Here is a 13,473-nt window from a genome sequence, read left to right as displayed (position 1 = left end):
CCAAGTGAATATGAGCGTAAAATAAACAAAGATAACAATTTGATGTGTGCAAAAGCGGGTTAATATCCGACGAAAAACAGCAGGCTTGCGCTCCTTCGTCGCTAATATTAGCCTGCTATTTTAGCTAATTGGCGTTATAAACAACATTCGCCGGCTATGTTGGTTGTGAATGATATCCAAGAACAAAACCATAGTGGTAGAGATACATACTTTTCAGAGGGCTCTGAATTTGAAGTTTCAGATAGTATTTTCATCGGTATTGAGTACTCGCAATTTCGCATTAAAGAAACCGAACAGGGCACATATTCCGCTGATGTCACTTATTCTGATAAAATAAACGACTTGTCTTTAGTGTTAGGTTGGGCTTTTTAGACTCAGCTTTTAAACCAAACATACTTTAATAAAATAAATCATTATATTATCTCATCTACTATTCACACGTCCTCTAATTATGTACTCTTACATCGATTTATTTTTGGAGGACATTCGCGATGATGCGAACGATTGTATCAGTCAGCTTGGGACTGGCTTTTAGTGTTGGTGCTTTTGCCAATGAGGTGATGACACCTGAAAAGTTGTGGGAACTAAAAAGAGTCAGTGCTTTAGGCCTTAATAAAGACAAAACTCACGTCATTTATAAAGTTACGACACCAAGCGTTAAAAACAACAATTTTGATAGCAAAGTTTATCAAGTTTCTCTAAAAGGTGGTGATGCACAACTATTAGAAAACTACCAAGGTGTTGTGATTGACAAAAGCCTTTCACCTGATGGTACGAAAAAACTTTTTCACAAAAAAGTACAGCTAGAAGATGTTCTAGCGACAGAACGTTACAAAGAGCTAGGCAAAGCCAATGCGTATGTGTTCGACGATTTAAATTACCGTCATTGGGATACATGGAAAGACGGCAAGTATAAGCATGTGTTCTATCAAGATCTTAAGACAGAAGAAAAAGTCGACATTATGAAGGGCATGCCGTTTGATAGCCCTACATCACCATTTGGTGGTGTCGTTGATTATACTTGGGGCCCAAAAGGTGAATACATTTATTATGTAAGTAAAAAGCTTACTGGCACCGAGTATGTAAAAAGCACCAATACTGATATTTATCGTTATAACTTGAAAAGTAAAAAGACGACCAATATCACTGAAAGTAACTTAGGTTACGATAAATATCCTGCGTTCTCTTCAAAAGGTCATTTAGCTTGGCTACAAATGGATGAAGCGGGTAACGAAGCTGACAAAAACGACATTATCGTTAAAGTTAAAAATCGTGAGCTTAACCTAACTGAGCATTGGGATGGCACAGTTAATAGTTTTAAGTGGAGTCACGATGGTAAAAGCATTTACTTCATTGCGCCAATCGATGGTACGGTCCAACTTTTCCAGGTTGCCGTGAATACAAAAGGTAAATCTAAGCCAAAGATTAAACAGCTTACTAAAGGTCAGTTTGACGTAAATGGCATTGTTGCTGTACTTAAAGACAAACTTGTTGTTACACGAAATAGCATGAATGCCGCACGTGAAATTTATCGCTTTGACCTACGCAGTAAAAAGCTAACAGCTCTAACCAAAGAGAACGATGCTTTCTATGCGGGTCTTGATTTACCAAACGTAGAAAAACGTATGGTTAAAACGACTGATGGTCAAGATATGCTGACTTGGGTGATTTATCCACCTAACTTTGATAAGAAGAAGAAATATCCAACACTTCTTTATTTACAAGGTGGCCCACAGTCTGCTCTTTCACAGTTCTATTCTTTCCGTTGGAACTTCCAAGTAATGGCTTCTCAGGGCTATATTGTTGTTGCACCTAACCGTCGTGGTATGCCAGGTCACGGTGAGCAATGGAACAGAGACATCAGTAACGATTGGGGCGGTCAAGTAATGGAAGATTACCTTGCTGCAATTGATGATGTTGCGAAAGAGTCTTACGTTGATAAGTCTCGAATTGGTGCTGTAGGTGCCAGTTACGGCGGTTACTCTGCATTTTATTTAGCAGGCAACCATGAGGGCCGATTCAAAACCTTTATTGCACACTGTGGTATTTTCGACTTACGCAGCATGTACGGCACAACTGAAGAGCTGTTCTTCGTAAATAACGAGCTTGGCGGTGCTTATTGGGAAAATAACGCATCTACGAACAAAGCATACGGTCAATTTAACCCTATCAATCACATTGATAAATGGGATGCGCCTATGTTTGTTATCCATGGAGCAAAAGACTACCGTGTGCCACTTGAGCAAGGTATTGCGGCCTTCCAAGCTGCTAAGCTTCGTGGCCTAAAAAGTCGTTTTTTACTATTCCCAGAAGAAAACCATTGGGTACTGACACCGCAAAACGGTATTGTGTGGCAGCGTGAGTTCTTTAAGTGGTTAGAAGACACTCTATAACAATTTTGCTTTAGTAGTTTATCAAAACGCCAGAGATTCGAGCTCTGGCGTTTTTCATTCAACTTACTTATAAATGCATTCGTGCATAAGGTGACTTTTTGCTACTTTAATGTTTTAAAACTTATAAGGTTTTTGATTTTTTTTCTTACTCGTTCAAAGCATTCTATAAGCTGCTCTTATGTTTTTCTCTATTGTTTCTTGTTGGGTGTGGAGGTTCAGGGTCTGACAGTGCAGAAAAACCAAGTGCTCAGACACTTCAGCCTTTCCAAGCTGGCGAGCGTTCCATTCTTGAGCCTGTTTCATCTACAATTACAGGTGTTACATATCCAATTCAGCTATATTTACCAAAAAACATAAGCGCTAATAAAACTTACCCTGTTTTATATGTTTTAGACGCAGAGTGGCATTTTAGTAAAGTGGCAGATAGCCTAGATAAACAAGAAATTGAAGCGATTATTATTGGCATTGAAAACTTTGTCGATGCTAACTACAAGCACCGTGAGGATTATTCTCAATGGCCGTTAGCACAAGATTATTTTAATTTCATTGTTAATGAATTGGCCCCAAAGTTCGAGTCTAATTATCCAATAAATCATTCTAAACGCAGTATAGTTGGGCACTCTTATACTGGTTTGTTTGCAGGTTTAGCCATGTTAATGGATGATCCACAAGATCCGTTTTTTAGCGCGCACGTTTCGTTTGATGGTAGCTTCTGGGCGCATACAGAAATAACTCCTTTACTTGTTTCTGACAGAGGCGTGCTTGATCGTCGTTTAAAAAGTAAAGCCATATTAATAGCTGCGAGAGGTCGTGTTAGCAATGGCCGCTATGTAGATTGGTTTCAAGCAATGCTTGAGTATGAGCAATTTAAAGAGCTCGAAATAGTTAAACTAGATTATGATGTTGATCATATCCCAGTAGTCAAACATGCAATGAATGACGCGATGAGAGCATTGCTCATTGACTAGTGAGTCTATTAATTAAAAAGGCCATGTCACTCTATGGCCTTTTTAATATTTAGTCTTTCTTTTCTGATTTTACTAAGAGTTCTTCTTTAATTAATCGTAAGCCCATAATCAGTCCACCGATGGCTCCAATTAAGTGTGCTTCAATGGCTACGCGGGATTGGATCAGTTCACCGACGTCTGCGCTTGGTCCAGAATACTGCTCCCAAGCAAGCTTTCCCCAAATACCAATGAATAATAATATGCCTGAACGCATACCGACTTGGATGTCTTTAAGTGCGCCCCAAACAATAACGCCATGTAATAAGCCACTTAACCCAGTATAGATTTTTATATCTGGCACAAATAGCCAAATGCCTAGCCCAGTCCATAAAGCTAAAAAAGCGGTATGTGTATAATATTGGTTTTGTGTTCTATGTTCAGCGTGTAAAAGCCATATGAAGCCAATACCTACAATATTAAGTAGTAAATGAGTTGGGTTCGCGTGTACAAATTGTCCGGTAAATATCCGCCAAATTTCGCCTGTTGCTATTTTGTCTCGATGGAATTCAAGTAAGTCATTGGTATTTAAAACCATTAATGCGCTGCTAAGCAATGTAAGTAGAATGGGAGGCAGTATATATTTTCTGTCAAATGGCAGTTGGATCATCAATCAATATTCTTTTTTATTTTTTGCATATTTTGCCCGTTTACTCTTATCATGCAAGCTAGAACTTGAAAATTAATGACAACAACTATGACATTCAAATCTCTGCCTTTCGCGTTATCTATATGCTCAGTAGCCTTTTTAAGTGCATGCTCTAGTCAAGTATCACCAAAACAAGAAGTAAGAGAGCCAGAAGCTGCAACTGGTTTTACAAAAAAGCAAAAGCAAATCTCCGATAATTATATGATTGCGGCTGCAAATCCTTACGCTGTTAAAGCGGGTAAATTGATGCTCGACAAGGGCGGCAGTGCAATTGATGCGGCAATTGCCACGCAGTTGGTTTTAACCTTGGTTGAACCTCAATCTTCAGGTATTGGTGGCGGTGCTTTTATTTTGCATTACGATCAAAATGAAAATGCATTGACAACATTAGACGGCAGAGAAACAGCACCAGCTAAAGCAACCTCAGGTTTATTCTTAGACGAAAACGGCAAAGCTGCACCTTGGATTAAGGCCGTTGTAGGTGGTCGCTCGGTGGGTGTACCTGGTATTCTGCATGCTTTTGATAAGGCGCATAAAGAACATGGTAAATTGGCTTGGGCCGAGTTATTTGAGCCTGCAATTCAATTAGCTGAGCAAGGGTTTGTGGTTTCGCCTCGTCTGAATATGTTGTTATCTAAAAAGTTTAATCCGGGCCTTACCCGTTTGCCTGAAGCGAAAGCGTACTTTTACCCAGATGATCAACCTTTAGCTGTCGGCAGTATTCGTAAAAACCCTAAATTGGCTATGTTATACAAGCATATATCTGAGCAGGGTATTTCGGCTTTTTATACAGGGCAACATGCAGAAAATGTGGTTGATGCAGTGCAAAGCTCTGAAATTGCACCTGGGTTATTGTCTTTATCAGACCTAGAAAATTACCAAAGTAAATATAGAGACGCGATCTGTACGTCTTATCATGCTTATAAAGTGTGCTCTATGGCACCACCGAGTAGTGGTGGTGTTGCTGTACTGCAAATTTTGAAATTACTTGAAGGTAAAAAGTTAAGCGAATATCAGCCTAATGACCCCAAAGCGCTGCACTTATTCACCCAAGCTTCACGCTTGGCATTTGCAGACAGAAATCATTATGTGGCGGATCCTGATTTTGTGACCGTGCCAACCGATGCATTACTTGATGACGTATATTTAGCTGAACGAGCAAAGCTGATTTCAGACAGAGATAATCACAAAGTCCCTGTAGGTAAACCGTTAAATGGAACGTTAAGTTATGCCGCTGATAACAGCTATGAACTGCCTTCAACGACGCATGTTTCAATTGTGGACCAAGCAGGGAATGCAGTCTCTATGACCAGCTCTATCGAAATGGCCTTTGGCTCTACAGTCATGGTTGACGGCTATTTGTTAAATAACCAGCTAACCGACTTTGCCCTTACCCCGAAGAAGAATGGTCAATTACGCGCAAATCGCGTTGAAGCAAATAAACGTCCACGTAGTTCTATGTCGCCTGTTATGGTGTTCAACAAAGATGGCAGTCTGCGTTTAGTTGTTGGCTCACCGGGAGGAAGTCGTATTATTAATTATGTTGCGCAAACATTGATAGGTGTACTTGATTGGCAGTTAGATATTCAGTCTGCTATTGACCTTCCTAAAATTACTAATCGCAATAAAGTAACGACTTTAGAAAAAGGCACTGAGCTTGAAAAATATCAATCTTATTTTGAAAGTTTAGGCCATAAAGTTTTTATTCGGGACTTGAACTCAGGTCTACATGGTATTGAACTGGTCGGAGGTCAGCTTGTAGGTGGCGCAGATCCTCGACGAGAGGGCATTGTGCTCGGTGAGTGACGGCTAAACCCATAGGTTTAGTGATATTTTTAAGATATACTGCAAGGCTCTTTAATTATCTAGTTGTGTTAAAGCGCCTTTTTTATTTATAAGCAATTTTTTGCTTTCTTGCCTATTCACAGCTAAGTAATAATAAAATCAGCCAGACGTATCATTACAAGTAAATATGACTAAACAAACCGATCCAAATTATCTATACATTCCATACTCAGGTCCTAACCTGTTAGAAACGCCTTTATTAAACAAAGGCAGCGCATTTAGTCAATCAGAGCGTGAGAACTTTAACTTAAATGGGTTATTGCCACCGCGTTTCGAAACCATTGAAGAGCAAGTAGAGCGTTGTTATCAGCAGTACTCTTCATTCAGTGATAACTTAAATAAGCACATTTATCTTCGTGCAATTCAAGATAACAACGAAACACTTTATTACCGTTTGGTTCGCGATCATTTAGAAGAAATGATGCCTATCATTTATACGCCGACGGTAGGTGATGCATGTGAAAAATTCTCTGATATTTATCGCAGCTCTCGTGGTCTATTTATTTCATATGAAGAGCGTCACAATATCGACGATATTTTACGTAATGCGACAAAAGGCAAAGTAAAAGTGATTGTTGTTACTGATGGTGAGCGTATTCTTGGTTTAGGTGATCAAGGCATCGGTGGTATGGGTATTCCAATTGGTAAATTATCGCTTTATACCGTTTGTGGCGGTATTAGCCCTGCTTACACGCTACCTGTTATGCTTGATGTGGGTACTAATAATGAAAAGCTACTTTCCGATCCTATGTATATGGGTGCACGTCATAAGCGTATTAATCAAGAGCAATATGACGAGTTCTTAGACTTGTTCATCAAAGCGGTTAAACGTCGTTGGCCAAACGTACTGCTTCAATTTGAAGATTTTGCACAACCAAATGCCATGCCTCTACTTAAGCGTTATAAAGATACGATTTGTAGCTTTAATGATGATATTCAAGGCACTGCGGCGGTTACTGTGGGCTCTTTACTTGCTGCTTGCCGTGTTAAAGACGTAAAACTGAGTGACCAAAAAGTGGTGTTTGTTGGTGCAGGCTCTGCGGGTTGTGGTATTGCTGAGCAGATCATCAGTCAAATGGTATCTGAAGGCATTTCGGACGAGCAAGCGCGTAGCCAAGTGTACATGGTTGACAGATTCGGTCTACTTACTGAAGGTATGGAAGGGCTACGTGATTTCCAAGCTGCACTTGTGCAACAAAAAGATGCTTTAACTGATTGGCAGTATAGTGGTGATTTTGCGTCTTTATTAGATGTAATGCACTGTGCGAAACCAGACATTTTAATTGGTGTTTCTGGTCAACCAGGGCTTTTCACTGAGCAAGTGATTAAAGCGATGCATTCAGGATGTGAGCAGCCAATTATCTTCCCTCTAAGTAATCCTTCACGTCAAGTTGAAGCACATCCAATAGATGTTATCGAGTGGACGAATGGCCAAGCTATTGTTGCAACTGGTAGCCCATTTGGTGAAGTGGAATATAACGGTGAAAAGTTCATTATTCCTCAGTGTAACAATAGCTATATTTTCCCAGGTATTGGTTTAGGCGTTATTGCAGCTAAAGCCAAGCGCATCACTGATGCTATGCTGATGGTATCAAGTGAAATGCTTGCTGAAGCTTCACCTCGTGCAAATACAGGTAAAGGTAGTTTATTACCTGCGCTAGTGGAGATCGAACCGTTAAGTAAGAAGATTGCGTTTGCTGTTGCGAAGAAAGCGATGGAAGAAGGTGTTGCATTAGAAATGTCTGATGAAGCTATCCTTAAAGCAATAGAGAAAAATTACTGGTACCCTGAGTACCGTAATTACAAGCGTTGTAGTATTTAATACATCATTTGTGATATGAATTGAGCCAGCAATTTTGCTGGCTTTTTTTATGTCTAATTTTGCTTAAAACAGATTTTAAATTTTGAAAATGAAGGGCTGACGTTATAGTTAATACATTGATTATTTTATTAAAGACATTCAAAGCTATTTATTGCCAATAAGGGGGCTAGGAAGGATAAGCGTCTGCGAAAAGTACCCATGCAAGGTCGCTTTTATGATTAGTTTGTCATAATAGGTGTACTGGCAGTGGTGCTTGGTGAAAATAGGATTAGTTTTCATCGTATAATTGATCAAGTGCCGAGTGTATTTGGCAATGTTGTTTGTTTAAAAACACCGTTAGTAAAATAAGCGATTAATTTATTTAATCAAAAATGGCAGAATCTGAGATTTAAGAGTTAATAGTTGAAGTGTATTGATACTTATTTAACCTCATTAACTCGACTTTATTAGCGACTCCTTAAAGTTGTTTTCTCTATTCAGCCTTAATTAATCAAGTTTTTAGTTTAATAGCGCATCTTTGGCCACATTAGAGATTTAACTCTGATTTTGGCTCAATATCCATAAATGGAGTAGGTATGTTTAAGAAATTACTAGCCGTTACGTCTTTACTTTTATCTTCAAGTTTTAATTACGCTTATGCAGAGCCGACAAGTCCACATTTAAGTGTTACAGGCTATGCAGAGCAGCTTGTTCAGCCAGATCAAGTTGTTTTAAATGTTGCGATTTCTCACTCAGATAAAAACATCAACAAAGCAAAAGATGAAGTAGACAGTGTGATCGCGCGAGTGATAAAAGTCGCTAATACTTTTAATGTCAGTAAAAATAACATTGATGCATCACAGCTAAATATCTATCGCCAACACGAATATAACCAAGTTACTCAAAAGCAGGAGTTTAGTACTTTTCAGGTAACACGAAATGTTGAGATAAAGCTGACTGACGTTAATAAGTATGCTTTGTTTTTACAAGAACTTGTTGAGGCTGGTATAAATGAAATTGGTTATACGCAGTTTTCTTATTCAAAAGCTGAAGAAGTGCAAGATAAGCTAAAAAAATTGGCTATCAAAGACGCTAAATTTGAAGCTAAAGAACTGGCTAGCGCATTCGATGCTAAATTAGACCGTGTTTATTCTGTAAATTTTGCAAATGCGCCATCTATGCCAACACCATATGGAAGACAATCAATGATTGAATCAGGCCGAGCACATAAGCAGGCATATAATGTTTCTGACATTGTTATTTCTTCTGAAGTTTTCGTCACTTATTTGATTAAGCAATAATACCAATCCTCAATCATTTTGAGGGACTAAAACTGGCGCTAGCGTCGTTGAAAATTTCTGATTTAGAACAACTAAATAGCAAAATTTCGCCTTGCCTATATGGATGTAGGTACCTTAGCGAGAGCAGGACGCGTTAGCTGTGCTATAGACAAGTATTTCTCGGCTCAAAATAGTTCGCTTAATTAAGAGGGTTAGTATAAATTTTTCGCTATAATGCGCCTTCACCATTGTAGGGCGCATTATGAATAAAATCTTTATTATCGGGTTACCGAGAACTGGCACGACAAGTCTTTGTGCCGCATGCATTGAACTTGGTTTAACGACGGCACATACAGCTTATACAATAGAGACATTTAATAACGCGCAAGTCATTGCCGACACGCCCGTATTTAATGATTATGCGTTGCTGTATCAAAAATATCCTGATGCTAAATTCATTTATTTAGAAAGAGACTTATTAGTCTGGCTACCATCTATCTCTAAATTATTAACGCGCATGTCAGGAAACCTGTTTTCAGATAAGGGTGGCTTTAACGACACAATTAAGCGCTGTTTTTTAAACTCCTTTTCAGGATTAGATGCCGAGCATCTTGATAACTTTGAATTTCTTACTAAGTGTTACGAAATACATAAAGCCAAAGCCATTGCGTTTTTCGAGGACACTCAAGCGCAGCATTTGTTTTTGAATGTTAGCCACCCAAACAGTTTTACAAAACTGTGTGATTTTCTAGAAATTGATGCTGCTAGCACAGAAATGACAGACATGCCTAAGCTCAACGTGAATGGTAAAGTTACGGCTTGGAATGACTTAAAGCACCCACTTAAAATCAGCTCTACGCGCATAGGGAAAGTAGACAAAGACGCCGATTTACTCACATTTATACAATCTGTTTAATTCATGTATATCCTACGCTAGAATACCCTCAGTTTATATTGATTAAGAATGTTTATGTTTGAACTGAAGTACCACACCCCGTTTAATTGGACAGAAAAAGTGCTCGCTGATTTTGATACTTTTTTACAAGATCACGCAGCCGCTGAAAAAAAAGCATCTGGCATGGCTATGTCTATGTTGGGTCATTACCCTGACAGAATTAAGCTTGTGAAAGCGATGACAGATTTAGCCATTGAAGAGATGATCCACTTTAAGCAGGTATTGAAATTATTAACAGAGCGTGGGGTTACCTTAGGTAATGATCAAAAAGACCCTTATATTAAAGGTATGCGCGCATTATTCAGACAGGGCACCGATGAATTCTTAATCGACCGTCTGTTAGTGGCTGCGGTGATTGAAGCGCGAGGCCACGAACGTTTTTCTTTGGTTGCTGAAGCCTTACCTGAAGGCAAAGAGAAAGACTTTTATGTATCCATTGCTAAATCAGAAGAAAAACATAAAAATCTATTTGTAGAATTGGGCTACGAATACTTTGATAAAGACATTGTTGATGCTCGCTTAGTAGAAATACTTGAGGCTGAAGCCGAGATATGTAAGAAGATCCCATTTACAGCGGCGCTTCATTAATCAATTTATGACGGCTGAATAGGTAAGGACTATCGAATGAAAACGATTATTTTTGGAAACTCGGGCTCAGGAAAATCAACGCTTTCAAAGCGTTTAGCACAAGAACATTCAGCCGCACATTTAGATTTAGATACACTTGCTTGGTTACCAACGTCACCACCAACTCGGGCACCACTTGATTCTTCGCTCGATAAAATCAACGAGTTTATTCAATCCCATTCAGATTGGGTGATTGAGGGTTGCTATAGTGATCTCATTAAACCGATCACAGAGCAGTGTCAGCATTTGGTGTTTATCGATTTAGATATTAAGACCTGTAAAGCCAATGCTCAAGCGCGTCCTTGGGAGCCGCACAAATACCCATCAAAAGAAGCACAAGATGAAAATCTAGCCATGTTATTGGCTTGGATTGAAGACTATGATACCAGAGATGATACATTTTCGAAATCAGCTCATACAACATTATTCGAAACCTTTACTGGCAACAAAGTACGTTTAGAAAACAATCAGCAAAGTAGGGCGTTTTGCTTGAAGTAATCCAAAGATAAAAGCAATTCTCAAAATAGAGCACTTAATATTGAGGTTTAGTATTTAAGTTAGCGGCTTAGTGATCACTAAGCCGCTTTTTTTCGCCTATTTTATTCTCAAGTGTCGTTCTTTTGCTAGCATCGTTAAACTTGCCGATATGACCAATTATACATATACTGTATTTATATACAGTATATGTATTTGGGTGCAGTATGAAAGTAATACCAGTTAAAGCAGCTGCGGGGATCAGCGGTTTTGAGTCTCCCGCAGCAGAATATAAAGAGCTCGGTTTATCCCTTGACCAACTCATAGTTGGTGACCCTAACGCCACTTTTTTAGGCCTCGCATCTGGTGATTCGATGCAGGGCGTTGGTATTTTTGATGGTGATTTATTGATTGTAGATAGGGCGGCCGAGCCAAAAGACCAAGATGTGATTGTTGCTAATTTCAACAATGAGTTTGTATGTAAAATCCTTGATATCCATAACCGACGGCTATTATCTGCATCACCAGTGTTTAAACCAGTGTTTATCAGTGATTGTGATGTTTTTCAGCTTGAAGGTATTGTGACTGGTTCATTAAGAATGCATCGGCAAAACATGAGATTAAAACAATGTATGCGCTAATTGATGCCACCTCATTTTATGCTTCAGCCGAAAAAGTATTCGACTTATCAATACGTAAGCGGCCTGTTGTTGTACTCTCAAACAATGACGGCTGCATTGTTGCGGCATCTCCTGAAGTAAAAAAACTTGGCGTTCCAAAGTTTGAGCCTTACTTCAAATTAAAGCCTATTTTAGATAAGCATAATGTGGTTATTCGCTCATCAAATTATGAGTTATACGCTGATTTAAGTGACAAAATGATGGCCATTATCAACCGTTTTAGTGATCAACATTATGTATATTCCATTGATGAGTCATTTCTAAAGTTTGATGGCTATAGTGATGTGGTGAGCTCTTGGTATGAATACGGGCACCTTATTCGCCGCACGGTTTGGCGCAAAACTAAGTTGCCAGTAGGGGTAGGCTTTGGGCCAACACCTACTCTTGCGAAAGCCGCTAATCATGCGGCTAAGAAGTTTGTAGGCGCAACAGGCGTTGCCGTTATTGATAGTGAAAAGTCTCGAAAGCAAATTTTAGCCAATATGGCAGTATCGGATATTTGGGGTGTAGGGCGCCGATTAACCAAGCAACTTAAGTTATTCGGCATCGAAAGTGCGTTAGATTTAGCTAAACAAAACCCAAAAATGATGCGAAAACAATTTAGTGTTGTGCTTGAGCGAACGATATCGGAGCTTAACGGGATATCATGTTTATCATGGGATGATGTAAAACAGCGCAAAAAAGAAGTATTCAGCACCCGCAGTTTTGGTGAGCGCGTCGAAAACTCATTCGCACTTAAAGCGTCATTGGCAACGCACTGTTCAATCGTAGCCAAAAAACTACGCAAACAAGGTTCTTTAACGAAGCGATTAATTATCTTCGCTCATAGCTCACCACATGAAGATAATTACTATAAAAGGTCGTTTATTCAGAAACTTGCTGTGCCATCGAATGATAGTACGGTATTTGCCAAACAAGTTGAGTTAGTCTTCAGCCAATTATTTCAACCGGGTGTGCGATATTACAAAGCGGGTATTGGCGCCATTGAACTCGAAGACGATATGCACCAACAAATTGATATGTTTAATGTTTCTGATGATAAGCCAGAGCTTATGCAGTGCTTAGATACAATCAACAAACGCTACGGCAGCAGTAGCTTACGTATTGCCACAGAGTTACAAAGCAATCAGTGGCAAATGAAAAGAGATTGGTTATCGCGAAGATATACAACGCGATGGCCTGAGATCCCATTAATAAAATGCTAATACCAATATTAATTTATGCATCTATCAATTTGTATTGCAAAACCCCGAAAGATTGTGAAATGGCATTACAAGGAAAAATTCCAGTTGGCTATAACATGAGTTATAAAATCTATGAGCAAGTCTGCACAAAAGAATACTTATCGTGTTATGGCGTTAATACAAATGGCGATCCAAATGTATTGTTTGAACACAATCAACTTGATGTAATTTTATCTAACGATTTAGAAATAGCTGCGAGCTTATCAAATCTAAAACAAGATTTATTTAAGAGTGAAAAATTAGAAGACGTAACAGGACATCACTATATAAATAAAAAATATAAAAGTTTGGCTTCAAGTTTGGAAGCGCAATTCTCGAAACGTGCTCAGGAAATAAAAACCAATTCGAAATCAATTGCTGATCTAGTGAATAATAGTAAGCATATAGCAAAGATTAATTTCTAAAACACCATAACAGAACTTTTAATACTAAATAGGGAAGAAAATATCTTTAAATAATCAAAGGTTATATTGGTGAATCATAGTTATTGAATTTATTTAACATAATATAAATTATGGGAT

Annotated in this window: 13 protein-coding genes; 12 read left to right on the top strand and 1 reads right to left on the bottom strand. The window is 38.7% G+C overall.

What is annotated here, in order from left to right; genetic code table 11:
* Positions 1 to 165: 165 nt before the first annotated feature.
* From CWB72_RS19715 to CWB72_RS19705, 3 genes are all read left to right on the top strand, one after another.
* Entirely contained in the window at positions 166 to 372 is a 207-nt protein-coding gene (locus CWB72_RS19715) for a hypothetical protein (protein ID WP_138634987.1), read from the top strand.
* Between the two features lie 119 nt (positions 373 to 491).
* Complete coding sequence (locus CWB72_RS19710; protein ID WP_138634984.1) at positions 492 to 2,393, top strand: S9 family peptidase; 1,902 nt, start codon at positions 492 to 494, stop codon at positions 2,391 to 2,393.
* 191 nt (positions 2,394 to 2,584) lie between these two features.
* Positions 2,585 to 3,361 carry an alpha/beta hydrolase gene (locus CWB72_RS19705; protein ID WP_171037368.1) on the top strand — a complete coding sequence of 259 codons (777 nt, stop codon included), beginning with the start codon at positions 2,585 to 2,587 and terminating at the stop codon, positions 3,359 to 3,361.
* A 49-nt stretch (positions 3,362 to 3,410) separates the two neighbouring features.
* On the opposite strand, the gene rrtA is transcribed toward CWB72_RS19705, so the two are convergent.
* Positions 3,411 to 4,007 (bottom strand): rhombosortase, encoded by a 597-nt coding sequence (gene rrtA / locus CWB72_RS19700; protein ID WP_138634978.1) that lies wholly within the window; start codon positions 4,005 to 4,007, stop codon positions 3,411 to 3,413.
* A gap of 87 nt (positions 4,008 to 4,094) precedes the next feature.
* On the opposite strand from rrtA, the gene ggt reads away from it, so the two are divergent.
* From ggt to CWB72_RS19655, 9 genes are all read left to right on the top strand, one after another.
* Entirely contained in the window at positions 4,095 to 5,852 is a 1,758-nt protein-coding gene (gene ggt / locus CWB72_RS19695) for a gamma-glutamyltransferase (RefSeq protein WP_138634975.1), read from the top strand.
* Between the two features lie 166 nt (positions 5,853 to 6,018).
* Positions 6,019 to 7,713: an NAD-dependent malic enzyme gene (locus CWB72_RS19690; protein WP_138568403.1), complete on the top strand. Its 1,695-nt coding sequence runs from the start codon at positions 6,019 to 6,021 to the stop codon at positions 7,711 to 7,713.
* Positions 7,714 to 8,288: 575 nt separating this feature from the next.
* Positions 8,289 to 8,993: an SIMPL domain-containing protein gene (locus tag CWB72_RS19685; protein ID WP_130256277.1), complete on the top strand. Its 705-nt coding sequence runs from the start codon at positions 8,289 to 8,291 to the stop codon at positions 8,991 to 8,993.
* A gap of 241 nt (positions 8,994 to 9,234) precedes the next feature.
* The gene (locus tag CWB72_RS19680) at positions 9,235 to 9,888 is read left to right on the top strand and encodes a sulfotransferase (protein ID WP_138634972.1); all 654 of its coding nucleotides are present in this window, start codon (positions 9,235 to 9,237) and stop codon (positions 9,886 to 9,888) included.
* A 54-nt stretch (positions 9,889 to 9,942) separates the two neighbouring features.
* On the top strand, positions 9,943 to 10,515 hold the full coding sequence (locus tag CWB72_RS19675; RefSeq protein ID WP_138634969.1) for a tRNA-(ms[2]io[6]A)-hydroxylase: 573 nt from the start codon (positions 9,943 to 9,945) through the stop codon (positions 10,513 to 10,515).
* A 36-nt stretch (positions 10,516 to 10,551) separates the two neighbouring features.
* The gene (locus CWB72_RS19670; RefSeq protein WP_138634966.1) at positions 10,552 to 11,052 is read left to right on the top strand and encodes a shikimate kinase; all 501 of its coding nucleotides are present in this window, start codon (positions 10,552 to 10,554) and stop codon (positions 11,050 to 11,052) included.
* Positions 11,053 to 11,255: 203 nt separating this feature from the next.
* Complete coding sequence (locus CWB72_RS19665; protein ID WP_138634963.1) at positions 11,256 to 11,669, top strand: LexA family protein; 414 nt, start codon at positions 11,256 to 11,258, stop codon at positions 11,667 to 11,669.
* Positions 11,657 to 12,913 (top strand): Y-family DNA polymerase, encoded by a 1,257-nt coding sequence (locus tag CWB72_RS19660; RefSeq protein WP_138634960.1) that lies wholly within the window; start codon positions 11,657 to 11,659, stop codon positions 12,911 to 12,913. Before CWB72_RS19665 ends, CWB72_RS19660 begins: the two co-directional genes overlap by 13 nt.
* A gap of 59 nt (positions 12,914 to 12,972) precedes the next feature.
* Positions 12,973 to 13,356 (top strand): hypothetical protein, encoded by a 384-nt coding sequence (locus tag CWB72_RS19655; protein WP_138634957.1) that lies wholly within the window; start codon positions 12,973 to 12,975, stop codon positions 13,354 to 13,356.
* Positions 13,357 to 13,473: the final 117 nt, after the last annotated feature.

Source organism: Pseudoalteromonas phenolica, from assembly GCF_005886345.1.
Classification (GTDB): Bacteria; Pseudomonadota; Gammaproteobacteria; order Enterobacterales; family Alteromonadaceae; genus Pseudoalteromonas; species Pseudoalteromonas phenolica_A.
The sequence above is the reverse complement of the archived record's forward strand: the minus strand, read 5'-3'. Positions and strand labels throughout refer to the sequence as shown.

Bases quoted from the DNA above. Each gene is read 5' to 3' on its own strand.
- CWB72_RS19665 (WP_138634963.1), top strand. From the start codon at position 11,256: ATGAAAGTAATACCAGTTAAAGCAGCTGCGGGGATCAGCGGTTTTGAG.
- CWB72_RS19670 (WP_138634966.1), top strand. From the start codon at position 10,552: ATGAAAACGATTATTTTTGGAAACTCGGGCTCAGGAAAATCAACGCTT.
- CWB72_RS19680 (WP_138634972.1), top strand. From the start codon at position 9,235: ATGAATAAAATCTTTATTATCGGGTTACCGAGAACTGGCACGACAAGT.
- CWB72_RS19710 (WP_138634984.1), top strand. From the start codon at position 492: ATGATGCGAACGATTGTATCAGTCAGCTTGGGACTGGCTTTTAGTGTT.
- rrtA (WP_138634978.1), bottom strand. From the start codon at position 4,007: ATGATCCAACTGCCATTTGACAGAAAATATATACTGCCTCCCATTCTA.
- CWB72_RS19685 (WP_130256277.1), top strand. From the start codon at position 8,289: ATGTTTAAGAAATTACTAGCCGTTACGTCTTTACTTTTATCTTCAAGT.
- CWB72_RS19690 (WP_138568403.1), top strand. From the start codon at position 6,019: ATGACTAAACAAACCGATCCAAATTATCTATACATTCCATACTCAGGT.
- ggt (WP_138634975.1), top strand. From the start codon at position 4,095: ATGACATTCAAATCTCTGCCTTTCGCGTTATCTATATGCTCAGTAGCC.
- CWB72_RS19655 (WP_138634957.1), top strand. From the start codon at position 12,973: ATGGCATTACAAGGAAAAATTCCAGTTGGCTATAACATGAGTTATAAA.
- CWB72_RS19675 (WP_138634969.1), top strand. From the start codon at position 9,943: ATGTTTGAACTGAAGTACCACACCCCGTTTAATTGGACAGAAAAAGTG.
- CWB72_RS19660 (WP_138634960.1), top strand. From the start codon at position 11,657: ATGTATGCGCTAATTGATGCCACCTCATTTTATGCTTCAGCCGAAAAA.